Source organism: Bradyrhizobium sp. Leo170, assembly GCF_004296405.1.
Taxonomy (GTDB): domain Bacteria; phylum Pseudomonadota; class Alphaproteobacteria; order Rhizobiales; family Xanthobacteraceae; genus Bradyrhizobium.
On record NZ_PSRR01000002.1, the window covers coordinates 67,587 to 91,195 of the forward strand.

A 23,609-nucleotide genomic window follows, 5' to 3' on the forward strand; every position below is an offset into this window, starting at 1 on the left:
CAGAACTTGGCTGGGAAGCCGCGCGTTCGCGTTGTGCGTCCCCGAGGGCTCGAGGCCCAGACCGGGATTATTATATTATTTATTTTTCTTCGTCTAATTTATTATTAAGCATTTAATTATGGATCGGTCCGCATCCAAACATTCTCGATGATGCAGGACCCTCACGAATTTAATCCAGCGCAAAATAGGAGTGGATAACGCATTTGTGTATTACACGCACACCGCTCAGGTTGAGGATACGTCGTTATACACGTTGATTTAATTGTGATTTTTTGCGGCAAATTTACCGCTCGACTAATGGGTAAAATAATATTAAATACCTTATTTAATTTCATAGCCGACCTATCGCGTTGGGGCTAGCGGGAAAGTGCCATGGTCGCGGCAACCACTGCAAAGACGAGCCTGCAGTCACGGCCGGGTGCCGTGTCGAGAAGCATGAGCTCTCGAGCCGCCACGCGCCCTGTCGCGGTCCCACGATCCCCATCGGCACGGCCGCGCGGTACCGCGATGGCGCTCGGTCCCCTGACATTGAAGCCGCCGCTCCGAGGCCTTTCCGATCTCGACGGCTGCCCCCTCGATCGGTTTTTTCAGGCTTATTCCCCCTCTTTCTCGAGGACACAGATATGACGAAGGCTTTTGAGGAAGCTTCTGGTTGGAGCCGTGTCGCTCTCGGATTGCAGAATTGGCAACGCGTCCTCCCGCGCGGGAAGAAACCGGAAACCGAAGCATCCATTGCGGGAGACGAAAACTGGTTCTTGTCTTTGGCAGCGCTGCGGTCGCCGGAAACGTCGGCGAACGCCCATGCGCTCATAGCGCCTCTGTCCCTTGGAGCGGCGAAGGCCGAACTCGCTGCGTCGGCGGCAACAAGCCCCACCTCTGTCTCCGCGACGGCTGAAGCCGCAACGTCAAATCCCGTCGTGATCCTCGGCGGCACCCCTTCGCCGGCCGTTGCCGCGGGTATCACCGGATCCATGCTCCCCACGACCCCCGCAGTGGCCACCCCGGCTAGTGCACCGCTTTGCTGCGGTTCGTGCGGCTACATCAATTGCCCAACCCAGGCGATGAGTCAGGGCAACACCAACGGGACGCAGTTGGCTGGTCAGATGGTGCATAGCGGGGGATCCGGAGCCGATTTCGTGCCGACCGACAAGGCCGGACTCATCGGCAGTTCCACAAGCGCCGCCATGTCGACGCAGGATGTGGCACCAGTGGCGAACTGGACGCAGCTCCCTGGCGGCGGAGAGACCGCCAGCGGCACCACAATGACCGGCCAGATCGGGATTCTGGGCGGCTCGGTCATAACCGCCACGCCGCAAGTCGCGCCGGCGGCATCACCCGGCCTCCGAGCGGCCGCCGCGACAACGACCACCACGGCTGCTGCCACAACGAACGCCACGGCTGCTGCGACATCAACCAACCCGATCGTCCTCGAAAATCAAAAGCAAGGAAATCCCGAAAGCGAGTGGGGCATCGACGGCGCGGGCGACTCGAACATCGAGGGCTTCGCCACGGACATCAGCGTCAATCACGGCACGACGGTCAGCTTCAAGATCAATACCAATTCGACGCACTACAGGATCGATATCTACCGCCTCGGATATTATGGAGGCATGGGTGCCCGAAAGGTCGGGACGATAGATCATACCGGCTTGCAGAATCAGCCCGCGCCCTTGCGGGACAATACGACGGGACTGGTCGACGCCGGCAACTGGTCCGTCTCGGCGAGTTGGGACGTTCCCGCGGATGCCGTGTCGGGCGTCTATATCGCAAAGCTCACGCGGCTGGATGGAACGTCTGGCGAGAATCAAATCCCCTTCATCGTGCGGGACGACAGCAGCCACAGCGATGTCGTATTCCAAACCTCTGACGAGACCTGGCAGGCTTACAATGGATGGGGCGGAGCCAATTTCTACGGCGGCAACGGGCCTGCGACGGGCCAAGGCGCCGGCCGCGCCTACGCGGTAAGCTACAATCGCCCGATCGACACACGGGGTGGCGTGGGGACGTTTGCCGGGCCGCAGGATTATCTGTTCGGCGCCGAATACGCAGGCATCTACTGGCTGGAGCAGAACGGTTACGATGTCTCCTACATGGCGGGAGTTGACGCCGATCGTTTCGGCAGTCTGCTGCTCAACCATAAAGCCTATGTCGATGCCGGCCACGACGAATACTGGTCAGGTCAGCAGCGTACCAATGTCGAGGCCGCGCGCGATGCCGGCGTCAACCTGATGTTCTGGAGCGGCAACGAAGTTTACTGGCGCACCCGCTGGGGCAACAGCATCAGCAGCGACGCGAGCGCTTATCGCACGTTGATTTCCTACAAGGAGACATGGGCGAACGCCTCGATCGATCCCACCGACCAATGGACAGGCACTTTCCGCGACCCGCGTTTCAGCCCGCCGGCGATCGGCGGCGGCAATCCGGAGAACTCGCTCACCGGACAGCTTTTCGACGTCGATGACGTCGGTACCAACCTGCAGTCGATCCAAATCCCGTACGACGACGCCAATTTGCGCTTCTGGCGCAACACCAGTATTGCCAATCTGCAGCCCGGTCAGACCGCGTCGCTGGTCCAGAACTATCTCGGCTATGAGTGGGACGACGCGGTTGACAACGGGTTTGATCCCGCGGGCCTGGTGCGGCTCTCCTCGACGACCCTGCCGGTGAGCAGCTATCTGCTCGATTACGGCAACACGACCGGCAATGGCATCTCGACGCACAGCCTCACGCTCTATCGTGCTGCGAGCGGCGCGTTGGTCTTCGGTGCCGGGACCGTCTTTTGGCCCTGGGCCTTGAGCGACAATCACGACCTGCAGTCGACGCCGACCGATTCGCGCGCGCAACAGGCGATGGTCAACACGCTCGCCGACATGGGCGTTCAGCCGGGCACGCTTCAATCGGGGCTCGTCGCTGCCACCGCCTCGACAGACCACACGCCGCCGACCTCCACGATCACCCCGCTCGGATCCGTTACTGCAGGAACCATTGTCACGATCTCCGGCACGGCCGCGGATCTCGGGGGCGGCGTGATCGCCAGCGTCGAAGTCTCGACTGACAATGGCGCGACCTGGCATCCGGCCACCGGCGACGAGAACTGGACCTATTCCTGGTCGCCGCAGGTCAGCGGCACCTACACCATCCTCTCGCGCGCGGTCGACGACAGCATCAATCTTGAAACGCCTTCGACCGGCCGCACCGTTACCGTCGCGGCACCGAATTACGTTTCGCTGTTCTCACCGTTAGCAACCCCTGCCGTCGTGAACACCACGGACGCGAGCGCCGTCGAACTCGGGGTGAGGTTTCAGACCTCGGTCGCTGGCACCGCATCCGGCGTGCGGTTCTACAAGAGCAGCCAGGACACAGGCACCCACACCGGCGAGATCTGGTCAAGCACCGGCGTCAAGCTTGCAACCGTCACCTTCACCAACGAGACGGCGAGCGGCTGGCAGAGTGCGACCTTCTCCACTCCGATCACGTTGACGCCTGGACAAATCTATACTGTCTCCTATCACACCCAGACCGGCCACTATTCCAACACGAACAACTTCTTCACCGCCGACGTGATCAACGGACCGCTGACCGCGCCCGCCAGCGGCAATGGCGTCTTTGCCTACGGCAGCACCAGCCTATTTCCGACGAGCACGTTCCAGGCGACGAACTTCTGGGTTGACGTCATGTTCAACCCCTCCTCGGGTAACACCAACGTGCCGCCGGTGGCGGCAAACGACGTCGGGCCGAACGTGACGCAAAACACGGCGGTTACGATTACCGCCGCGTCCCTGATCAGCAATGACAGCGATGCCAATGGTGATCCTCTGACCATCACCGCGGTGAGCGGAGCCAGCCACGGGACCGTCACGCTCAACGTGCAGAGCAATCCGCAAAACAACACCATCACCTTCACGCCCGACGCGGGCTATACCGGCAACGCGAGCTTCACCTACACGGTTTCGGACGGCCGCGGCGGCACGGCTACCGCCAATGTCAGCCTCACCGTGCTTGCACCAGGGCAAACGCCGGTGAGCCTGTTCAGCGCATCGAGCACACCGGCCGGCAGTTTCCATGACGGCTCGGCGCTTGAAGTCGGCGTGAAGTTCACCACCTCCGTGGCTGGTCAGATCACCGCGCTCAGATTCTACCGCAGTGCCACCGACACCGGTCCTGACGTTCTCGACCTCTGGAGTGCGACCGGCGTCAATCTGGCAACAGTCACCTTCACCAATACCACGGCCAGCGGCTGGCAGACGGTTGCACTGCCGACGCCCGTCACCCTCACCGCCAACACGACGTACGTCGCCTCCTATCACACCACCGGCGCCTATGTTGCGAACAACAACTTCTTCACAAGCGCCGTCACCAACGGGCCCCTGACGGCGATCGCCACCGGCAACGGCGTCTACTCCTATGGCGGCACCAACACCACCGGCATCTTCCCCACCAGTACCTGGAACGCCTCCAATTACTGGGCCGATGTCGTGTTCATTCCGTCCGGATCGGGTGGCGGGTCGAACACCGCACCGACGGCTGTCGCTGACGTCGCCGACGCCACTGAGAAAGGCGGCGTCGCCAACGGCTCAGGCGGCTCGCCCGCCACCGGCAACGTCCTCACCAACGACACCGACCCCGATAGCGGCGACACCAAGACCGTCACCGCGGTCAGCTTTGGTGCGACAGCGGGCACGCTCGGCACCGCGCTCGCCGGAGCGCACGGCAGCCTCGTGCTCAATGCCAACGGTACGTTCACCTATACCATCAACGAGAATGATTCCGCCGTGCAGGCGTTGCGGCTGTCAACGAACACGGTGACCGACAGCTTCAGCTACACCATGCGTGACACCGCCGGCCTCACCTCGGCCACCACGCTCACCATCACCATTCACGGCGCTGATGACGCACCGGTGCTCGCGACCCAGACCGCCAACCAGAACGCGACCGTCGGCTCGTCGTTCTCGCTGGTGCTGCCTGCCAACACCTTCACCGATGTCGACGCCGGCGACACCCTGACCTATGCGGCCACGTCCGCCGACGGCACCGCCCTGCCCACCTGGCTCTCGTTCAACGCATCCACACGCACATTCAGCGGCACACCGGCGGCCGCAAATGTCGGCACCGCCAGCATCAAGGTGACAGCTACCGACCTTGCGGGCGCCGCCACCAGCGAGACCTTCAATATCGCAGTGTCGGGCGGCCCATCGGACACCGCGCCGACGGCTGTCGCTGACGTCGCCAACGCGACCGAGAAAGGTGGCGTCGCCAACGGTTCAGGCGGCTCGCCTGCCACCGGCAACGTCCTCACCAACGATACCGATCCTGACACCGGCGACACCAAGACCGTCACCGCGGTCAGTTTTGGTGCGACAGCGGGCACGCTCGGCACCGCGCTCGCCGGCGCGCACGGCAGCCTCGTACTCAGCGCCAACGGTACGTTCACCTATACCATCAACGAGAATGATTCCGCCGTGCAGGCGTTGCGGCTGTCGACGAACACGGTGACCGACACCTTCAGCTACACCATGCGTGACACCGCCGGCCTCACCTCGACCACCACGCTCACCATCACCATTCACGGCGCTGATGACGCACCGGTGCTCGCGACCCAGACCGCCAACCAGAACGCGACCGTCGGCTCGTCGTTCTCGCTGGTGCTGCCCGCCAACACCTTCACTGACGTCGACGCCGGCGACACCCTGACCTATGCGGCCACGTCCGCCGATGGCACCGCCCTGCCCACCTGGCTCTCATTCAACGCGTCCACACGCAGCTTCAGCGGCACGCCGGCGGCCGCCAATGTCGGCACCGCCAGCATCAAGGTGACAGCTACCGATCTTGCGGGCGCTGCCACCAGCGAGACTTTCAATATCGCCGTGTCCACCACGCCCCCGCCTGCACCGGTCAGCCTGTTCAGCGCATCCAGCACGCCAGCGGGGAATTTCAATGACGGCCAGCAGGTTGAACTTGGGGTGAAGTTCACCTCTTCGGTCGCCGGCCAGATTACTGCGCTCAAATTCTACCGCAGCGCCAACGACACCGGCCCTGATGTCGTCGACCTCTGGAGCGCCACCGGCACCAGGCTCGCGACTGCCACCTTTACCAACACGACGGCGAGCGGCTGGCAGACGGTTCAGCTTCCGACGCCCGTCTCGATCAACGCCAACACGACTTACATCGCATCCTATCACACCACCGGCGCGTATGTGGCGAGCGGCGGCGGCTTCAGTTCTCCCGTCACCAGCGGGCCGCTGACGGCGCCCTCGAGCGCGAGCGCCGGCGGCAACGGCGTCTATGGCTATGGCGGCAACAGCACGACCGGTCTGTTCCCGACCAATACGTTCAACTCCGCCAATTACTGGGCCGACGTTGTGTTCCAACCCCAACTGGTCGGCTAGGGTTGCATGGGAGCGGACGGGAGAGATTTGTTGCCTGTGACCGTGCTGAGCGGATTTCTCGGCGCAGGCAAGACAACGCTGCTCGATCATCTGTTGATGAACCGCGACGGTCTTCGGGTCGCGGTCATCGTCAACGACATGAGTCAACTGAACATCGACGCAAGCCTCATCCGCAATGGCGGCGCCGACCTGTCGCACACGACCGAGAGCCTCGTCGAGCTCAGCAACGGCTGCATCTGCTGCACGCTCCGCGACGATCTACTGCTGGAGGTCAGGCGACTGGCCGAACAACGGCGCTTCGATTATCTGCTGATCGAAGGAACCGGAATCGCCGAGCCGCTTCCTATCGCGGCAACGTTCTGTTTTCGCGACGAGGGCGGCGTCTCGCTTTCCGATGTCGCGCGGCTCGACACAATGGTTACGGTCGTGGATGCGACGAGCATGCTCGCCGACTATGGCAGCCGTCAACTGCTCCGCGAGCGCGGCGAGATGCGCGACAGAAACGATCAGCGCACGCTTATCGATCTCCTGGTTGAGCAGATCGAATTTTCCGACGTTGTGGTGATCAACAAGATCTCGGAAGTGGCGGACACGACGCGCGCGTCGCTCCGGAAGATCATTGCGGCACTCAATCCGGATGCGCGCCAGATCGAAGCCGATTTCGGCAAGATTCCTCCCAAGGCGCTGCTTGGCACCGGTCTCTTCAATGAAGCGAGAGCTGCGACCCATCCGCTCTGGCACAAGGAGCTGTACAACCCTGACGCTCACGTGCCGGAGACCGACGAGTACGGAATATCAAGCTTCGTGTACCGGGCGAGGCGCCCGTTCGATCCCGTCGGCTTCCGATCTTTTCTCGACCAACCCTGGCCGGGCGTCATTCGCGCCAAGGGCCATTTCTGGCTTGCCACCCGTCCGGATTGGGTAGGTGTGCTGTCCGTGGCCGGGATTCAGCGTCGGTGCGAGCCGATGGGCTTCTGGTGGGCAACCGTTCCGAAGCCGGCATGGCCCAGCCATCAGCAATTTCAGGAGCAGATTAATAGCCATTGGGATGACGACTGGGGCGATCGCCGCCAGGAACTCGTCTTCATCGGCTCAGGCATGGATGAAGCACAGATCCGCGCCTCGCTCGATGCCTGCCTCACCCCTTGCGAAAATGGGTTCGATCCGAACGATTGGCGCAGCCTCGACGACCCCTTTCCACCCTGGAATGCCTCTCAACATGAGAAGCACGCGGGCGCTTGACGGAGGCGTGTTGCCGATCGACATGCATCCCTGTCACCGCGAAGGACGCGACGCAAGTCAAGCATGAAATTGCGCGCCGCCCACTCGACTTTCCATTTGTGAGCACACAAGTTCCGATTGGGAACGGACCGTTCTCGCAGGGTCAAGAGCATAGGGTGTTGTTGTGATGCGCCGCATCGTCGTTACGGGAATGGGATTGGTGTCGCCGCTCGGTTGCGGCGTCGAGCTCGCATGGTCGCGGCTGCTTGCCGGACGATCGGGGCTTCGTGCCCTGCCGGCATGGGCGGCCGCGCTGCCGGCGCGGGTCGCGGGGATCGTGCCCACCATGGCCGATGATGTCGAAGGCGGCTTCGATCCCGATCTCGGCGCACCGCCCAAGGACCAGCGCAAGATGGACCGTTTCATCCTGTTCGCGCTGGTCGCCGCGGCCGACGCGATTGCGCAGGCTGCATGGACGCCTGCCGATGCCCACGCGATGGAGCGGACGGCGACCGTCATTGCATCTGGCATCGGTGGATTCCCGGCGATCGTCGAAGCGGTGCGTACCACCGATCAGCGCGGCGTTCGGCGCTTGTCGCCGTTCACCGTGCCGTCGTTCCTCGCCAATCTCGCGGCCGGCCACATCTCGATCCGCTATGGTTTCAAGGGTCCGATCGGCGCGCCCGTCACGGCTTGTGCCGCAAGCGTGCAGGCGATCGGCGATGCCGCGCGCCTGATCCGGTCGGGTGAAGCCGATGTCGCCGTATGCGGCGGCGCGGAAGCCTGTATCGACCTCGTGAGCCTCGGCGGTTTTGCGGCGGCGCGGGCGCTGTCGACCGATTTCAACGAAACGCCCGAGCGCGCATCCCGCCCCTTCGATCGCGACCGCGACGGCTTCGTGATGGGCGAAGGCGCTGGCATGCTGGTCATTGAGGAACTCGATCATGCGCTACAGCGCGGCGCGAGGCCTATTGCCGAAATCATCGGCTATGGCACGACCGCGGATGCCCACCACATCACCTCGGGCCCCGAGGACGGCGACGGCGCACGCCGCGCCATGGAACTCGCCTTGCGTCAGGCGCGACTTGAGCCCAGCCAGGTCCAGCACCTCAATGCGCACTCGACTTCGACGCCCGCCGGCGATCACTCCGAGATCGAAGCCATCAAGTCGGTGTTCGGGCGCGAGGGCAAGCTCGCAGTGAGCGCAACCAAATCGGCGACGGGACATCTGCTCGGCGCGGCCGGAGGCTTGGAAGCGATCTTCACCGTCCTCGCTCTCCGCGACCAGGTGGCGCCGCCCACCCTCAATCTGGAGAATCCTGACGATGCGGCTATAGGCATCGATCTCGTCGCCAGAGCAGCCAGGCCGATGGCCATCGAGCACGCGATCTCGAACGGGTTCGGCTTCGGCGGCGTCAACGCCAGCATCATCCTGCGGCGCTGGACGTGATCATGTCGCGGGGTGACGTCGCACGCGCGACCCCGCTCACCCGTCTTACACCGCCGGCGGATTACGGTCGATGAAGGTCGAGCGTTGGTGCCAATAGGGATAAGGCAGCGTCACCTTGCTGACTTCGTCGAGCTTGGCGACCTGCTCCTTGGTCAGCGCCCATCCGATCGCGCCGAGGTTCTCGCGCAGTTGCGCCTCGTTGCGCGCGCCGACGATCAGCGTGGCGACGGTCGGTCGCTGCAACAGCCAGTTCAGCGCGATCTGCGATACGCTCTTGCCGGTTTCCTTGGCGATCTCGTCGATCGCATCCACGACGCGATAGAGGTGCTCATCCGGCACCGGCGGTCCGAAGGAAGACGTCTGCGGCAACCGGCTGACCTCCGGCCGCGGCTGGTCGCGCCGGATCTTGCCAGTGAGCCTGCCCCAGCCAAGCGGCGACCACACCACCGCGCCGAGACCCTGGTCGAGGCAGAGCGGCATCAACTCCCACTCATAATCGCGCCCGATCAGCGAATAATAGGTCTGGTTGGCGACGTAGCGCGGGAAACCGTATTTGTCGGCAACCGAAAGCGCCTTCATGAGGTGCCAGCCGGAAAAATTCGAGACCCCGACATAGCGGATCTTGCCGGAACGCACGAGCACATCGAGCGTTGCGAGCACCTCTTCGGGCGGCGTGAGCGCATCGAAGCCATGCAGCTGGAACAGGTCGATATAATCGGTCCCCAATCGGCTCAGCGAACCGTCGACTGCCGCAAGCAGATGCTGACGGGACGAGCCGATATCGTTCGGTCCTTCGCCGATACGGAAGCTCGCCTTGGTCGAGATCAGCAGCTTGTCGCGCCGCCCCTTGATCGCCTGGCCGAGCACGCGTTCGGATTCGCCCATGGAGTAGACATCAGCGGTGTCGAACATCGACACGCCGGCATCGAGGCAGATGTCGACCAGCCGCCGCGCTTCGGTCGCATCGGTATTGCCCCACGGGGCCAAGCGACCGACGCCGCCGAAGGTGCCGGTCCCGAAGCTGAGCGCAGGCACGCTAAACCCTGACTTTCCCAGGCGCCGGTATTCCATCTGTATTCTCCGCGCTTCGTGCATGCCCATCCAAAGGGCATCGCAGGATCGTATTCAAATCCGGAACCGGTGCAAGCGCGCGGATGGAATGACATGGCGGAGTCAAAGTGACTTGACACTCTATTGCAGCACGGCTCGCCCTATCATATTATGATCGAAATATAATCGTGAGGGCATTTGCCATGTCGGAGGATCTGACCGAGGTTGAAACCGGAACCGGCGAATTGCTGTGCCAGATCGACGGGCGCGTCGCCATCCTGACGCTGAATCGGCCTGAGGCACGCAACGCGCTCTCGGACAATCTCACCCCGGCTTTGCGGCGCATGATCAAGAGCCTGGGCGACGATCCCAAGATTGGCGCCCTCCTGATCACGGGCGCGGGCAATGCCTTTTGCGCCGGCGGTGACGTCAAGGGCATGGGCAGCGGCATTGCCCGGCCCGAACGGACGCTGGAGGAGCGTGTCGCTATTCTCCAGGAGAGGCAGCGCACGCTTACCGGCGTGCTGGTGGCCGTCCGCAAACCCACCGTCGCCGCCCTTCCCGGCCCTGCTGCAGGCGCAGGCCTCGCGATCGCGCTTGCCTGCGACATCCGGATCGCAGCCGAATCCGCCATCATGGCGACCGGCTACGCCCGCATCGGCCTGTCCGGCGATTACGGCGTCGCCTGGCTGCTGACGCGGCTGGCGGGAACGGCCCGCGCGCGCGAATTGATGTTCCTGTCGGAACGTCTCGACGCTAGGCGTTGCGAAGCGTTCGGACTGGTCAACCGCGTCGTCCCTGACGATCAGCTCCGATCGACCGCGCTGGAACTGGCACAGCAACTCGCCGATGGGCCGCCGATCGCGCTTGGCTACATCAAGGACAATCTCGACCACGCCCTTGCGTCCGACCTTCTGACCTCGATGGATTTGGAAGCCGAGCATATGGTCCGCGCGGCGCGCACGAACGACCACAACGAAGCCGTGCGCGCCTTCGTTGAGAAGCGCAAGCCGGTATTTCACGGCCAGTAAGAGACGCACCGGCGCCGTAGGGTGGGCAAAGCGCAGCGTGCCCACCTTCCTTGCACCGAACGTGGACGGTGGGCACGCTTCGCTTTGCCCACCCTACAATTCCTCACCGCACTCACAGGAGAAAGCGAGATCATTCCGAATTCGCATCCAGGATCGCGCCGAACGGTTCCCAATTGGTGCCGCTCCAACGCTGCATCTGCAACTGCGTCCAGACCATGTTGTTGCTGTCAGACGTATTGGCCTTGATGCCGGGCGACGCTGTCGGGACCACAAAGTCTTTCAGAGATTTCGCCTGCTTGATGATGTTCTTGCGCGACAGGTCATCGCCGCACTGCTTCAGGATCTGCTCCAGGATCATGCCCTGCATATAGCCGGTGAGATAGCTGGTGTTCTGGATGTCGGCGCCGGGCAGGTACTTCTCGAAGAACGCGCGATAGGCCTTCACGCCCTCGTCATCGTCCCATCGCCCATCGGTCGGGTCCTTGTTGATGGTGCCGACAATGACGCCCTTCGAATTCTCAAGTCCGGCCGGCTTCAACGTACCTCCGATCGAGCCCGACGGGAAATTGAGGATCACGGTTGCCTTCCAGCCGATCTCGGACGCCTTGCGGATCGCCTGCGCCGCGAATTTCGGCGTGCCCGCAATGAAGAATCCTTCTGCGCCGGAGCTCTTGAGGTTGACCACCTGGGAATCGATGGTCGGCTCCGTCACCTCATAGGCTGCGGTGACGACGCGCTTGTCGAAATCGCTCTTCAAGATCGACTTGAACGCGGCGACATAGTCTTTGCCGAGGTCGTCGTTCTGGAACAGGATCGCGTATTTCTTGCCGGGCAGCGTCTGCTCAAGGAACTTCGCATAGATCCGGCCCTCCGTCTGATAGCTGACGAGCCCGGTCGTTGTCAGCGGAAATTCGGCAACATCGGTGAACTTGCTCGAGCCGCTGACGATCGCAATCGAAGGAACGCCTTTCGCCTTCAAATATTTCGCCGTCGCCGAATTGCCTGGTGTCCCGAGCTGGCTGAAGATGAAGGCGACCTCGTCGCTTTCGACGAGCTTGCGCGCATGCTCGACCGCCTTTGGCGGACTGTAAGCATCGTCCATCGCGATATAGTTGATCTTGCGCCCGTTGATGCCGCCGCGATCGTTGATCATCTGGACATAGCCGAGCACGCCGCGGCCGACGAGACCGATCGACGACGCCGGACCGCTGAACGGAAAGATCCCGCCGATCTTGATCTCGGTCGCGCTGACGCCCGGCTCGTCGGCGGCGTCAGCCGGAAGCGCCAGCAGCGACGCCGCTAGGCATGCCGCCGCCACACTCAATTTCATCTTCATGCTTCCCTCCCTCCAAAGCCCGTCACGCGCAGGCCAATCGTTTAAAAGAAATGCAGGCATACGCCCGCGGCCCGGTCCGCCCGCTCAGGCGAACCAGCCAACATGTCGAAAACCTCAAAGACCTCTCAGGCGACCGCGCGCGCCGGCGCCTCCGCCACGACACCGTCGAGGAAGCCGGTGAGCCGCGTCCGGATGATCTGCTCGGCTTCGGTCATGACGCGGTCGATCAGTTCCTGCACCGTCGGGATGTCATGGATCAGTCCGACCACCATGCCGCAGCTCCAGGCGCCGGCATCCATCTCGCCGTCGACCATCACCTTGGGATAGACGCCCGCGACCTGCTCGTGAATGTCCTGGATCTTGATGCTCGCGCCCTTCTCGCGCTCGATCTCGAGAAGCTGATCGACGCCCTTGTTCTTCAGGACGCGCTCGGTGTTGCGCAGCGCGCGCATCACCAGGCGGGTGTCGAGCTCGGTGGCCTCCACCAGCGCCCGCTTCACGTTGTCGTGGACTGGCGCCTCCTTCGTGGCGACAAAGCGCGTACCCATGTTGATGCCGTCAGCGCCCATCGCGAGCGACGCGGCGAGGCTACGCCCGTCAGCCATGCCGCCCGAGGCCACAAACGGGATCTTCAGTTCATCGGCCGCACGCGGCAGCAGGATCATGTTCGGGATATCGTCCTCACCGGGATGACCGCCGCACTCGAAGCCGTCGACACTGACCGCATCGCAGCCGATCTTCTCGGCCTTCAGCGAATGGCGGACGGACGTGCATTTGTGGATCACCTTGATGCCGGCGGCCTTCAACGCCGGCATGTACTGCTCGGGGCTACGGCCCGCGGTCTCCACGATCTTGACACCGCCCTCGCGGATCGCGGCGATATATTCCGGATAAGGCGGCGCGGTGAAGCTCGGCAGGAAGGTGAGATTGACGCCGAACGGCTTGTCGGTCATGTCGCGGCAACGCGCGATTTCCTTGGCGAGCAATTCCGGCGTCTTCTGCGTCAACCCGGTGATGATGCCGAGACCGCCGGCGTTCGACACCGCGGCGGCGAGCTCGGCAAAGCCGACATAATGCATGCCGCCCTGGATGATCGGATGCTGGATGCCGAACAGTTCAGTGATCGCTGTCTTCACGAAGTTTCTCCCGCTTTCCCGATCAGTTGACGATTTCAAACAATCCCGCGGCGCCCATGCCGCCACCGATGCACATGGTCACCACGCCGTATTTCGCCTTGCGCCGCCGCCCCTCAATCAGGATGTGGCCGGTCAGCCGCGCACCGGTCATACCGTAGGGATGGCCGATCGCGATCGAGCCGCCATTGACGTTGAGTTTTTCTGGATCAATGCCGAGCTTGTCGCGGCAATAGATCACCTGCACCGCATAGGCCTCGTTGAGCTCCCAGAGATCGATGTCCTCGATCTTCAGGTTATGCCGCTTCAATAGCCGCGGGATCGCGGCGACCGGGCCGACGCCCATCTCGTCCGGCTCGACGCCAGCAGCAACGAAGCCGCGGAAGATGCCGAGTGGCTTCAGCCCCTTCTGCGCGGCAACCTTGTCACTCATGATCACGCAGGCGGACGCGCCATCCGAAAGCTGGCTGGCGTTACCGGCGCTGATCGTCTTGCCCTCGAACACCGGCTTGATCTTCGCAAGCGCTTCGGCCGTCGTATCAGGCCGCGGTCCCTCGTCCTTGGTCAGCGTCACCTCCTTGTAGGTGACCTCCTTCGTATCCTTATCGACAACAGCCATCCTGGTCGTGATCGGCACGATCTCGTCACTGAAGCGGCCGCCCTGCAAGGCGGCGCCGACGCGGCGCTGGCACTCGAGCGAGTATTCGTCCTGCTGCTCGCGACCAATCTTGTAGCGCTCGGCGACCACTTCGGCCGTCTCCAGCATCGACATGTATATTTCCGGCTTCATCGCCATCAGCTCGTCGTCGACGGCGTGGAACTTGTTCATGTGCTCGTTCTGCACCAGGCTGATCGACTCGATGCCGCCGCCGATCGCGATCTCGACGCCGTCGAGCATTACCGAGCGCGCCGCGACCGCGATGGCCTGCAGGCCGGAGGCACATTGCCGGTCGATCGTGGTGCCGGCGACCGTCACCGGAAGCCCGGCGCGGATCGCGCCCTTGCGAGCGACGTTCATCACCATGGTGCCCTGCTGCATCGCGCAGCCCATCACCACGTCCTCGACCTCGCCGGGTTCGATCCCGGCGCGCTTGACCGCCTCGGCCATCACGTGGCCGGCCAGGGTCGGCCCTTCCGTGTTGTTGAGTGCGCCGCGATAGGCCTTGCCGACGCCGGTACGCGCCGTCGATACGATCACTGCATCTCGCATGTGCTTTCCTCTTCTCGTCAGGCTGCCGCGTCGAGCTGCGCATAGCGCAGGACATGAAAGGCGGGATCGCCGAACTGGATGTTGATGGATGAAATCCGCTTGAAGTAATGGCCGACATTGAGCTCGTCGGTCATGCCCATGCCGCCGTGGACTTGCACCGCCTGGTCGGCCACGAACTTGGCGGCATAGCCGATCTTCGACTTGGCACCGGAAGCAAGCCGCGATACCCCTTCGTCCTTCGATGCAAGGCTGAGATTGAGATGCTGCATCAGGGACAGCGCCTCCTGATGCGCGATGAACATGTCGACCATCCGGTGCTGCAGCACTTGGAACGAGCCGAGCGTCGCGCCGAACTGCTTTCGCGTCTTGCTGTATTCGAGAGTCGCCGCATTCAGTTCACCCATCGCGCCGATGGTCTCCGCGCAGAGTGCGCCGATGGCGCTGTCACGGCAGGCTTCGAGTGCGGCAACGCCCTCGCCCTCCCGTCCCAGCATCTGGCTCGCCGGCACGGAAACGTTCATCAGCGCGACCTCGGCGGCGCGCCGGCCATCGATGGTCCTGAAACCTTGCAGATGAAGATTCGGAGAATGGCGATCGACAACGAACAGGCTGACGCCGTTGCGATCGCCCCGCTCTCCCGAGGTGCGAGCGGAGACGATCAGACTGTCGGCCCAGGGCGCAGCCACGACCGCTGCCTTGGTGCCGCTGAGCACGTAGCTTCCACCCTCACGGCGAGCGATGGTAGAGACATGGCCGAGATCGTAACGCGAGCGGCCTTCGGACCAGGCCAGTGCCCAGACCTTCTCTCCGGACATGATATCAGGGAGATACGTGGCCTGCTGAGCCGCCGAGCCGAAATCTTCGATCAGGCCGCCGGCAAGGACGACGGTCTCGAAGAACGGCTCGACCAGAAGGTGCCTGCCGAACTCCTGCATCATGATCATGGTGGCCAGCGGCCCGCCACCGAGCCCTCCGACCTCCTCGGAGAACGGCGCGGCGAGCAGGCCGAGCTCGGCGAAGGACGACCAATGTTTGCGGCTCCAGCCCTCCTCGCTCGCGACGATCTTGCGGCGTGCATCGAAATCATACTGATCGCGCAACAGGCGCTGCACGCTGGACCGTAACAGCTCCTGCTCTTCCGTGAACTGGATGTCCATTCCGATGGCTCCCTGCGAAGCTAGAGTCCGAGTACGGCCTTAGCGATGATGTTGCGCTGGATCTCGTTCGAGCCGCCGTAGATCGAGAGCTTGCGCGAGTTGAGATATTTTTCCGAGGCGGTGTGCCCGTAGTCCGGGCCCGGCATGAAATGATTGGCGCTCACGGGATGCTCGCGGATCGCGAGCCCGTAATTGCCGATCGCGCGGTGTGTCAGCTCGGTGATGTCCTGGAAGATCTCGGTGCCCCTGATCTTGAACAGCGACGCCGCCGGACCGGGATCGATGCCGCGCGCCATTTGGGCTACGATACGAAGCTCGGTCGCCTCCAGCGCCAGCACGTCGAGCTCGATGCGGGCGATGTCCCTGACGAATTCGAGGTGGGCCGGATCGTCTTCGGGAATCTCCGCCTTCACGATCTGCTTGAGCCGATCGAGATAGCGCGTCGAGCGGCCGATACCGGCCATGCTGGTGCGCTCATTGCCAAGCAGGAATTTCGCGTAGGTCCAGCCCTTGTTCTCCTCCCCGATCAGATTGGCGGCGGGCACGCGGACGTTCTCGAGAAAAACGTCGTTCACCTCATGACTGCCGTCGATCGTGATGATCGGGCGCACGGTGACGCCCGGCGACTTCATGTCGATCAAGAGGAACGAGATGCCGGATTGCGGTTTCGCGCTCGGGTCGGTGCGCACCAGGCAGAAGATCCAGTCGGCATGCTGTGCGAGCGTGGTCCAGGTCTTGTGGCCGTTCACGATATAGTGGTCGCCGTCGCGCACCGCCTTGGTACGGACCGAAGCAAGATCGGAGCCTGAGCCCGGCTCCGAATAGCCCTGGCACCACCAATCCTCGCCGGACAGGATGCGCGGCAGGAACTTCTTCTTCTGCGTCTCATTGCCGAAGGTGTAGATGACCGGGCCCACCATGGTGACGCTGAACGCGAGCGGCGGCAGTGTGCCGGCGCGCGTGGTCTCCCGCTCGAAGATGAAGCGCTTGGTGATCGACCAGCCGGGGCCGCCATATTCCTTGGGCCAGAGCGGCGCGATCCAGCCCTTCTTGTGGAGGATGCGATGCCAGAGCAGCATCTGCTCCTTGGTGAGGTCGGTGTCCGGATTAGGAACGCGCATCTCCGCCGGATAGTTTTCCGCGATGAAGGCGCGCACCTCGTCGCGAAACGCTGCTTCTTCACGAGTAAGCACCAGCTCCATCGGACGACGCTCCTACCGGGTTTCGCCGAGGTGGACGGATCTTCGTGCCGTAGCGCGCGGCGCCGAGCCTGCGGCTTCGCGGATGCCAAGTGTCCCTGCCAAATTCGCCACCTCAGACCTCCCGACAGATATCGAGCCGCTCGCGAGGCGACTTCATCACTCGCCGCATCTAACGTTCTTTTTTAGAACTCGTCAATCGCAATTATTCGCGAGTAAGCGGCTCACGGCGGAATGATGTGAATTTGAAGGCTGAATAGCTGTACCAGCTCAAATAACTCCATTTACATCGTCCTCACCGCTCTCTATTAATTCGGTACCAAATAAGAACTATGTGGGAGAAACCAGGATGACAGAACGCCGCGGGGTAGCGATATTGGTCGGCGCGGGCGACGCGATCGGGGCCGCCGTGGCGCGGCGTTTCGCAAAGGGCGGCTACACCGTCTGCATCTGCCGCCGCGATGCCGCCAAATCGCAGGACCTGCTCGACGAATTGAAGGCCGCCGGCCATGAGGTCCACGCGCTCAGCGTTGACGCCCGGCAGGAAGCGGAAGTCCAGGATCTGTTCGCCCGCGTCGAGAAAGAGATCGGCCCGATCGAAGTCTGCCTCTTCAACGCCGGTTCGAACGTCAACAACCCGCTGCTCGAGACCACCGAAAAGCTGTTCTTCAAGGCCTGGGAGCTGGCCTGCTACGCCGGGTTCCTGGTCGGCCGCGAGGCCGCGCGCCACATGGTGCCGCGCGGCCGCGGCACCATCTTCTTCACCGGCGCGACCGCGAGCATCCGCGGCGGAACTGGTTTTGCTGCGTTCTCATCGGCAAAGTTCGCACTGCGCGCGGTCGCGCAAGCGATGGCGCGCGAGCTCGGTCCGAAGAACGTCCATGTCGTGCACCTCATCATTGACGCCGGCGTCGACAGCCCGGCCATCCATGAGCGCATGAAAGCCCGCGGCATCGAGGCGAGCGCGATTCCACAGGACAGCCTGACCAAGACGTCGTCGATCGCGGAAGCCTATTGGTTCGCGCATCAGCAGACGCGGGACGGCTGGACGCACGAGCTCGATCTGCGTCCCGCGGTGGAGAAATGGTGAGATGGCCGCGCCGGAGCTGACCCTCTGGGGTGTGGGCACGAGCCGGACGATACGACCGCACTGGGCCATGCACGAGCTTGGCCTCGCCTACAAGACGCGGCCGATCGGCCCCCGCACGGGCGAGACCAAGACCCAGGAATATACCGTGCTCAATCCGCGGCAGAAGATTCCGCTGCTGCAGGACGGCGATTTCTGTATCGGCGAGAGCGCGGCGATCGTCGCCTATCTGTCGCGGACCTATTCGACACCGGAGCGCTCGTTGATTCCGGAGAGCCAGCGCGACTACGCCGCCTGGCTCGAATGGTGCTTCTTCATCGTTGCCGAGCTCGATTCGACGAGCCTCTATGTCATGCGCCGACACAAGGCCGACGCGCTCGGACACATCTACGGCGTCGCGCCCGATGTCGTGGCCCAGGCCGCGGAATATTTCCGTCAGCAATCGCGCCACGTCGAGGTCGCGCTCGCCGACGGCCGCCAATTCCTGATGGGCGATCGATTCACCAGCGCCGACATCTTGCTCACCACCTGCCTCGACTGGGCGATCGCCTACGGCGTCGGCATCTGCGACCACGCCCATCCCTATCTCGAGCGCATGCACCAGCGGGAAGCCTATCAGTGCGGCCAGGCCGCAAACAAACCGCTCGCCCCAATCACGCCGCCGAAGACGTGAGCAGCCAAGCGCGAGGCAGCAGTTCTCCCTCTCCCCGTCCTTTACGGGGAGAGGGTTGGGGTGAGGGGCTCTCTCCGCGAATACGGTGAGAGATATGATCGCGGAGGCAGCCCCTCACCCTGCCCTCTCCCCGTGAAGAACGGGGAGAGGGAAAGAGAGCGCCCCACTCGTTGCTTATTGATTGCGCGCTTACACCGCCACCCGCACGGCCTTCTCGCTGACCATCCGCTCGATCGCGGCATCGTCATAGCCGAGCTCGCGCAGCACCTCGCGCGAGTGCTCGCCGACGCGCGGCGCCGGTCCGCCGATCGACGCCTCGTTGACTTCAAAGCGCGCCGCCGGTTTTGGCTGCCGCACGCGTCCGACCTTGGGCTGCTCGAACTCGGTGATGATCTCGCGCGCCACCACCTGCTCGTTGTGGATGATCTCGCCGCGGCGCAGGATCGGGGCGCAGGGAACATCGGCCGCATCGAGCCGCTCCAGCCATTCGGCCGTGGTGTGCTGCGCGATATATTCGGCCATCTTGTTGATCCGCGCCGTCGCATTCACCGAGCGCGCGGAGGGCGTCGCAAAGCGCGGATCCTTGGCAAGCTCGGGATCGCCGGTGGCGCGGGAAAAACCCTGCCATTCCGAATCCGAGATCGTGCCGGCGGTGATGTAGCCGTCGCTGGTCTTGAACACGAGATCCGGCCGGTCGTTGGGATCGGCAGAGGTCTCCTCGGTGCCGACCACTGTGTACTGCATCATGCCTTCCGGCCAGAGATAGGAGATCATCGCATCCAGCATCGCGACCCGGATGTGATCGCCCTGCCCGGTCTTCTCGCGCGCATAGAGCGCAGCAGCGACTGCCTGCGCGGTCATGACAGCGGTGGTCTTGTCGCAGACGATGGTGCGGATCATCTGCGGACGGTTGGTGACCGGCTGGGACTGGATGTCGGCGAATCCCGACAATCCCTGGATGATCGGATCGTACACCCGCTTCTTCACATAGGGCCCGGTCTCGCCGACGCCGCTGATCGAGACATAGATCAAGCGCGGATGACGCTGGCGCAGCTCATCCGCGCCAAGGCCGAGGCGCTCCATGGTGCCGGGCCGGAAATTCTGCACCAGCACGTCGGCTTGCGCGACGAGCTTGGCCAGCACCTCGCGGCCGGCCTCGCTCTTGACGTCGATTGCGAGCGAGCGCTTGCCGCGGTTGGAGGAAATGAACAGCGCCGAGAATTCGCCGGACTTGTCGATGGTGGCGCGGCTGCGGCGGGTGATGTCGCCGCCGATCGGCTCGATCTTGAGAACATCGGCGCCCTGGTCGGCGAGGAACATGGTGGCGAACGGTCCCGATACCACGCCGGTGAGATCCAGTACGCGTACGCCATTGAGTGGGCCCGGCATCACGTTCTCCTTATTTGTTCGACGATCTCCGGCCGCCGCGGTCCGGCGCTCACGCGCTCTTCGCCAACTGCCTTGTCTGCTCGACGATGGATTCCTCGACGTCGCGAAGCTGATCCTTGCCGAAGAACATCTCCTTGCCGACGAAGAACGTCGGTGAGCCGAAAGCGCCGCGGTTGACCGCGTCGACCGTCAGCTCGATCAGCCGCTTCTTGACGTCGTCCTGCTGCGCCCGTGCGATCAACCTGTCGGCGTCCAGGCCGGAAGATTTGAGCGCGGCGCGAACCACTTCGACGTCATCCATCTTCTTCGGCTCTTCCCACATGTGATGGAAGGCCGCACGGACGTAGGGCTCGAACACGCCTTCGAATTGCGCAGCGACCGCGCCGCGCATCAGCATCAGGGTGATGACCGGGAAGAACGGGTTCGGACGATAGGTCGTGATGTTGTGGCGGCGGATGAAGCGCTCGGTTTCCAGCGCCATGTATTCCGGCTTGTTCTTGATGCCGCGCAGCGAGTCGGCCGGCGACATGTTGCCGGTCGCCTTGAAAATTCCGCCGAGCAAGACCGGCACATAGTCGAACTTCACGCCGGTGCGCTGTTCGATCGAGGGGATGACAAGTTCCGCCAGATAGGCGTTCGGGCTGCCGAAATCGAAATGGAATTCAACCTTCAGGGGATTTCCCACCGGCCTCTCCTCCCGAGCATCCGTTATTCTCCGCCCGTCACGTACAGGCGACCTGTAGCCATGCCCTGGCTGGTCCTCCTCATACAGTTCCAAAAATGAACTGTCAATTCTTGGGGTCATCCAATATGCTGCTGCGCGCCGAAGCTCGATGCACTTTGCAGCGGAGCCGGCCTCTTCCGGAGCGTCCCTCATGATCACGACCCTCGACCATACCAGCGTCCTGGTTCACGATCTCGACACCGGCATTGCCGCCTATCGCGAGGTGCTCGCGAGAGAACCGGCGTTTCGCTCCAGAACCGATGGCGTCGAAAGCGCGTTCTTCATTCTGGACAACGCCACGCTTCGGGTCATGGCTCCCAACAGCGAAGGCGCGCTTGGCGCGCGCGTCCGTGCCGCCCTTGCCGAGAGCGGCGAAGGCCTGTGGTGTCTAGAGTTCGAGGTCGACGATATCGAAAAGAGCTATCGGCGATTGCGACGTATCTCGCTTCAGCCGGACGAGGTCGCCGACATCACCTGCAGTCATCTTGCGACCGGCACGACACTCTCCTGGAGACGCAGCGGCTTGCCGGCCGAACGGTCGCACGGCGTACCGATCCGCTTCAGTAAGCTTCTATCCAAAGCAGCTCGCTCTGCGGCGACAGGGCCGGCCACGGTTCGCAGGATGGACCTGGTGGTGGTTGCAACCGACGAGCCGGAGCGCGCGGTGGCGCTCTACGGCGCGCGCCTCGGGTTAGAGCTGATCTTCGACCGCACCGACGCGAAGAGCAAAAGCCGGTTGATGCAATTTGCCTGTGGCGACATGCTGATCGAGATCGTCCACCGTCCGGACGAAGGCGAGGCGCGCAAGGCGGACCGCCTCTGGGGCATCGCCTGGTCGGTCGACGATGCCGACGCCGCGCGCGAGCGGCTGCTGCGTACCGGCCGCAACGTGTCCGATGTCAAGGCGGGCGCGAAACCGGGAACGCGCGTCTTCACGCTCCGCGATGGAACGTGCAACGTCCCTACCCTCTTCGTGCAGCATCTTGCGCAAGCGCCGTAGGCCAAGCTCCTTTCTGCGCTGACATCATTTCAACACTTCGCAAACCGTCTGGTGTTCGGCAGCCATCGGCCTCGGATATTGGGCCGAGACGCGGCTCCACCACGCCTCCAGTGCATCGCGGTCGCAGCGGAGGCGGACGCTCATGCCGTCGGCGAACTTGATCCAATGGGCAAAGCGGTGGCTGGGCACGGCGATCACGACCGGGATATCCGCGCTGAGCGCACGCTCGACCAGGTAGCAAAGGCCTTTGCCCTCACATTCCTGCCGACCGAAGCGGTTGAGGATCAGCACGTCCGCGCCGCGATCGATCGCCGCCGCGATCCGCTCGCCAGCGTCGAGCAACTGGCCGACGTCGAGCCGGCAGCCGGCCGAGCAATTGCCGAGGTTCTGGAATAGCTGCAGCTCTTCGCCGCTATGGACCAGCATGGCGGACAGGCCGGCATCGAGGCAGTGATGGCCGAGCTGCACAATCCCGACGGCGCGATATCCGGCTCTGTTCAGGCTGGCCGCGAAATCGCGCAGGATCTCGTCGGGGTCCTGATGCTGCTCGTACACGAGCGCAGCAAGATCGCATTGGGAGTCGAACATGGCGGGCCTCATCTCCATTGGCGACGGGCCCCGGCCCGGGCTCCGTTATATCCGTCACTATATCACGTCCCGGCGGTTTCCGGCCATACCCGGGATGCGGCGCTGCGGGTCAAAAAAGACGGGCTGGACGACCGGGATCGCATCGATATATCCTTACGAATATAACGTATATTTGTTCGGAGCCTATGATGCAGATCGACCCGCAGGCCCTGACGACGTGCGAAGTCGCCGCCGACGGCGCCGTTTCGCTTGGCTTCGTCGATTCCGCCGGCAACCCCGCGACCCTGAGGCTTTCGCTCAACCAGGTCGGCACCCTGGTGATGACCTTGCCCGGATTGCTCGACAAGGCGCTGCAGCGCCGCTACGGCGACGGCAGCCTGCGCTACGCCTATCCGCTGGATTCCTGGATGGTCGAGCAATCGAGCGATCCGAGCGTGCGCATGGTGACGCTGCGGACAGTGGATGGGTTCAGCGTCTGCTTCTCCGTCCTCCGCGAGCAGCAGAGCCCGTTGGGGGAGGCGATCGCAGCCGAACCGCAGCCAAGTGTGACGCTGCGCGCAAACTGACGACGGCATCACGCCTTGCGGGAGATATCAGTCTGCAACGCCACCAGTTCCTTGCGCGCCGCGCTTGCCGCATCGCGCTCGATCTTGCGGTAGCGAGCGACCAGAGTGAGGCCGAACGGCGTCAGCACCGCGCCGCCGCCATTCTTGCCGCCGGTCTGCCGCTCGACCGCCGGGTGCCGACAGATGCGGTTGATCTCGTCGACCAGGTCCCACGCCCGCTTGTAGGACATCTCCATGGCGCGGCCGGCGGCCGAAATCGACCCGCAATCGCGGATATGCTCGAGCAACTGGATCTTGCCGGGCCCGATCCTCTCGTCGCTATCGAGATCGATGCGAACGCTCAAATGTGGAAGCGATTTGGCGCCCGGTTTTGACATGCAGAATCCGTTGGTTGCGTCTTATTCCCTAG

General features: G+C 63.2%; 18 protein-coding genes. 8 read left to right on the plus strand and 10 right to left on the minus strand.

The features are described 5' to 3' along the window. Positions 1-1,136 precede the first annotated feature (1,136 nt). The 3 genes from CWO89_RS00695 (at position 1,137) to fabF (ending at position 9,057) form a co-directional block, all read left to right on the plus strand. Positions 1,137-6,386, plus strand: coding sequence for a DUF4082 domain-containing protein (locus CWO89_RS00695; RefSeq protein ID WP_502702879.1), 5,250 nt, complete (start codon positions 1,137-1,139; stop codon positions 6,384-6,386). Between the two features lie 6 nt (positions 6,387-6,392). Next, positions 6,393-7,628: a GTP-binding protein gene (locus tag CWO89_RS00700; RefSeq protein WP_130576754.1), complete on the plus strand. Its 1,236-nt coding sequence runs from the start codon at positions 6,393-6,395 to the stop codon at positions 7,626-7,628. Positions 7,629-7,794: 166 nt separating this feature from the next. Continuing rightward, complete coding sequence (gene fabF, locus CWO89_RS00705; protein ID WP_130576755.1) at positions 7,795-9,057, plus strand: beta-ketoacyl-ACP synthase II; 1,263 nt, start codon at positions 7,795-7,797, stop codon at positions 9,055-9,057. Between the two features lie 45 nt (positions 9,058-9,102). Here the strand turns inward: fabF and CWO89_RS00710 are convergent, their stop codons facing one another. Continuing rightward, entirely contained in the window at positions 9,103-10,128 is a 1,026-nt protein-coding gene (locus CWO89_RS00710; RefSeq protein WP_130576756.1) for an aldo/keto reductase, read from the minus strand. Between the two features lie 182 nt (positions 10,129-10,310). Here CWO89_RS00710 and CWO89_RS00715 point away from each other — a divergent pair, with 182 nt between their 5' ends. Then, positions 10,311-11,138 (plus strand): enoyl-CoA hydratase-related protein, encoded by an 828-nt coding sequence (locus CWO89_RS00715; protein WP_130576757.1) that lies wholly within the window; start codon positions 10,311-10,313, stop codon positions 11,136-11,138. Between the two features lie 130 nt (positions 11,139-11,268). Here CWO89_RS00715 and CWO89_RS00720 read toward each other — a convergent pair whose 3' ends face one another. From CWO89_RS00720 to CWO89_RS00740, 5 genes are all read right to left on the minus strand, one after another. Beyond that, positions 11,269-12,474 carry an ABC transporter substrate-binding protein gene (locus tag CWO89_RS00720; protein WP_130576758.1) on the minus strand — a complete coding sequence of 402 codons (1,206 nt, stop codon included), beginning with the start codon at positions 12,472-12,474 and terminating at the stop codon, positions 11,269-11,271. Between the two features lie 125 nt (positions 12,475-12,599). After that, the gene (locus CWO89_RS00725) at positions 12,600-13,610 is read right to left on the minus strand and encodes an NAD(P)H-dependent flavin oxidoreductase (protein WP_130576759.1); all 1,011 of its coding nucleotides are present in this window, start codon (positions 13,608-13,610) and stop codon (positions 12,600-12,602) included. Between the two features lie 22 nt (positions 13,611-13,632). After that, positions 13,633-14,817 (minus strand): acetyl-CoA C-acyltransferase, encoded by a 1,185-nt coding sequence (locus tag CWO89_RS00730; RefSeq protein WP_130576760.1) that lies wholly within the window; start codon positions 14,815-14,817, stop codon positions 13,633-13,635. A gap of 17 nt (positions 14,818-14,834) precedes the next feature. Beyond that, on the minus strand, positions 14,835-15,974 hold the full coding sequence (locus CWO89_RS00735; protein ID WP_130576761.1) for an acyl-CoA dehydrogenase family protein: 1,140 nt from the start codon (positions 15,972-15,974) through the stop codon (positions 14,835-14,837). A gap of 20 nt (positions 15,975-15,994) precedes the next feature. After that, positions 15,995-17,176, minus strand: a complete 1,182-nt coding sequence (locus CWO89_RS00740; protein ID WP_130576762.1) for an acyl-CoA dehydrogenase family protein — start codon at positions 17,174-17,176, stop codon at positions 15,995-15,997. 346 nt (positions 17,177-17,522) lie between these two features. Here CWO89_RS00740 and CWO89_RS00745 point away from each other — a divergent pair, with 346 nt between their 5' ends. Next, positions 17,523-18,263, plus strand: a complete 741-nt coding sequence (locus CWO89_RS00745; RefSeq protein ID WP_130576763.1) for an SDR family NAD(P)-dependent oxidoreductase — start codon at positions 17,523-17,525, stop codon at positions 18,261-18,263. A 1-nt stretch (position 18,264) separates the two neighbouring features. Next, positions 18,265-18,933, plus strand: a complete 669-nt coding sequence (locus CWO89_RS00750; protein ID WP_130576764.1) for a glutathione S-transferase family protein — start codon at positions 18,265-18,267, stop codon at positions 18,931-18,933. Between the two features lie 189 nt (positions 18,934-19,122). Here CWO89_RS00750 and CWO89_RS00755 read toward each other — a convergent pair whose 3' ends face one another. Next, entirely contained in the window at positions 19,123-20,322 is a 1,200-nt protein-coding gene (locus CWO89_RS00755; RefSeq protein WP_130576765.1) for a CaiB/BaiF CoA transferase family protein, read from the minus strand. Between the two features lie 49 nt (positions 20,323-20,371). Beyond that, positions 20,372-21,007, minus strand: coding sequence for a 2-hydroxychromene-2-carboxylate isomerase (locus CWO89_RS00760; protein ID WP_245475616.1), 636 nt, complete (start codon positions 21,005-21,007; stop codon positions 20,372-20,374). Positions 21,008-21,197: 190 nt separating this feature from the next. Here CWO89_RS00760 and CWO89_RS00765 point away from each other — a divergent pair, with 190 nt between their 5' ends. Beyond that, entirely contained in the window at positions 21,198-22,046 is an 849-nt protein-coding gene (locus tag CWO89_RS00765) for a VOC family protein (RefSeq protein WP_165420935.1), read from the plus strand. Between the two features lie 24 nt (positions 22,047-22,070). Here CWO89_RS00765 and CWO89_RS00770 read toward each other — a convergent pair whose 3' ends face one another. Continuing rightward, on the minus strand, positions 22,071-22,634 hold the full coding sequence (locus CWO89_RS00770; protein ID WP_130576768.1) for a DUF2478 domain-containing protein: 564 nt from the start codon (positions 22,632-22,634) through the stop codon (positions 22,071-22,073). A 188-nt stretch (positions 22,635-22,822) separates the two neighbouring features. On the opposite strand from CWO89_RS00770, the gene CWO89_RS00775 reads away from it, so the two are divergent. Beyond that, positions 22,823-23,200 (plus strand): hypothetical protein, encoded by a 378-nt coding sequence (locus CWO89_RS00775; RefSeq protein WP_130576769.1) that lies wholly within the window; start codon positions 22,823-22,825, stop codon positions 23,198-23,200. Between the two features lie 8 nt (positions 23,201-23,208). Here CWO89_RS00775 and CWO89_RS00780 read toward each other — a convergent pair whose 3' ends face one another. Continuing rightward, positions 23,209-23,577 (minus strand): winged helix-turn-helix domain-containing protein, encoded by a 369-nt coding sequence (locus CWO89_RS00780; RefSeq protein ID WP_130576770.1) that lies wholly within the window; start codon positions 23,575-23,577, stop codon positions 23,209-23,211. Between the last annotated feature and the right edge of the window lie 32 nt (positions 23,578-23,609).

Bases quoted from the DNA above. Each gene is read 5' to 3' on its own strand.
- CWO89_RS00700 (WP_130576754.1), top strand. From the start codon at position 6,393: ATGGGAGCGGACGGGAGAGATTTGTTGCCTGTGACCGTGCTGAGCGGA.
- fabF (WP_130576755.1), top strand. From the start codon at position 7,795: ATGCGCCGCATCGTCGTTACGGGAATGGGATTGGTGTCGCCGCTCGGT.
- CWO89_RS00710 (WP_130576756.1), bottom strand. From the start codon at position 10,128: ATGGAATACCGGCGCCTGGGAAAGTCAGGGTTTAGCGTGCCTGCGCTC.
- CWO89_RS00715 (WP_130576757.1), top strand. From the start codon at position 10,311: ATGTCGGAGGATCTGACCGAGGTTGAAACCGGAACCGGCGAATTGCTG.
- CWO89_RS00720 (WP_130576758.1), bottom strand. From the start codon at position 12,474: ATGAAGATGAAATTGAGTGTGGCGGCGGCATGCCTAGCGGCGTCGCTG.
- CWO89_RS00730 (WP_130576760.1), bottom strand. From the start codon at position 14,817: ATGCGAGATGCAGTGATCGTATCGACGGCGCGTACCGGCGTCGGCAAG.
- CWO89_RS00735 (WP_130576761.1), bottom strand. From the start codon at position 15,974: ATGGACATCCAGTTCACGGAAGAGCAGGAGCTGTTACGGTCCAGCGTG.
- CWO89_RS00740 (WP_130576762.1), bottom strand. From the start codon at position 17,176: ATGGAGCTGGTGCTTACTCGTGAAGAAGCAGCGTTTCGCGACGAGGTG.
- CWO89_RS00745 (WP_130576763.1), top strand. From the start codon at position 17,523: ATGACAGAACGCCGCGGGGTAGCGATATTGGTCGGCGCGGGCGACGCG.
- CWO89_RS00750 (WP_130576764.1), top strand. From the start codon at position 18,265: ATGGCCGCGCCGGAGCTGACCCTCTGGGGTGTGGGCACGAGCCGGACG.
- CWO89_RS00755 (WP_130576765.1), bottom strand. From the start codon at position 20,322: ATGCCGGGCCCACTCAATGGCGTACGCGTACTGGATCTCACCGGCGTG.
- CWO89_RS00765 (WP_165420935.1), top strand. From the start codon at position 21,198: ATGATCACGACCCTCGACCATACCAGCGTCCTGGTTCACGATCTCGAC.
- CWO89_RS00770 (WP_130576768.1), bottom strand. From the start codon at position 22,634: ATGTTCGACTCCCAATGCGATCTTGCTGCGCTCGTGTACGAGCAGCAT.
- CWO89_RS00775 (WP_130576769.1), top strand. From the start codon at position 22,823: ATGCAGATCGACCCGCAGGCCCTGACGACGTGCGAAGTCGCCGCCGAC.
- CWO89_RS00780 (WP_130576770.1), bottom strand. From the start codon at position 23,577: ATGTCAAAACCGGGCGCCAAATCGCTTCCACATTTGAGCGTTCGCATC.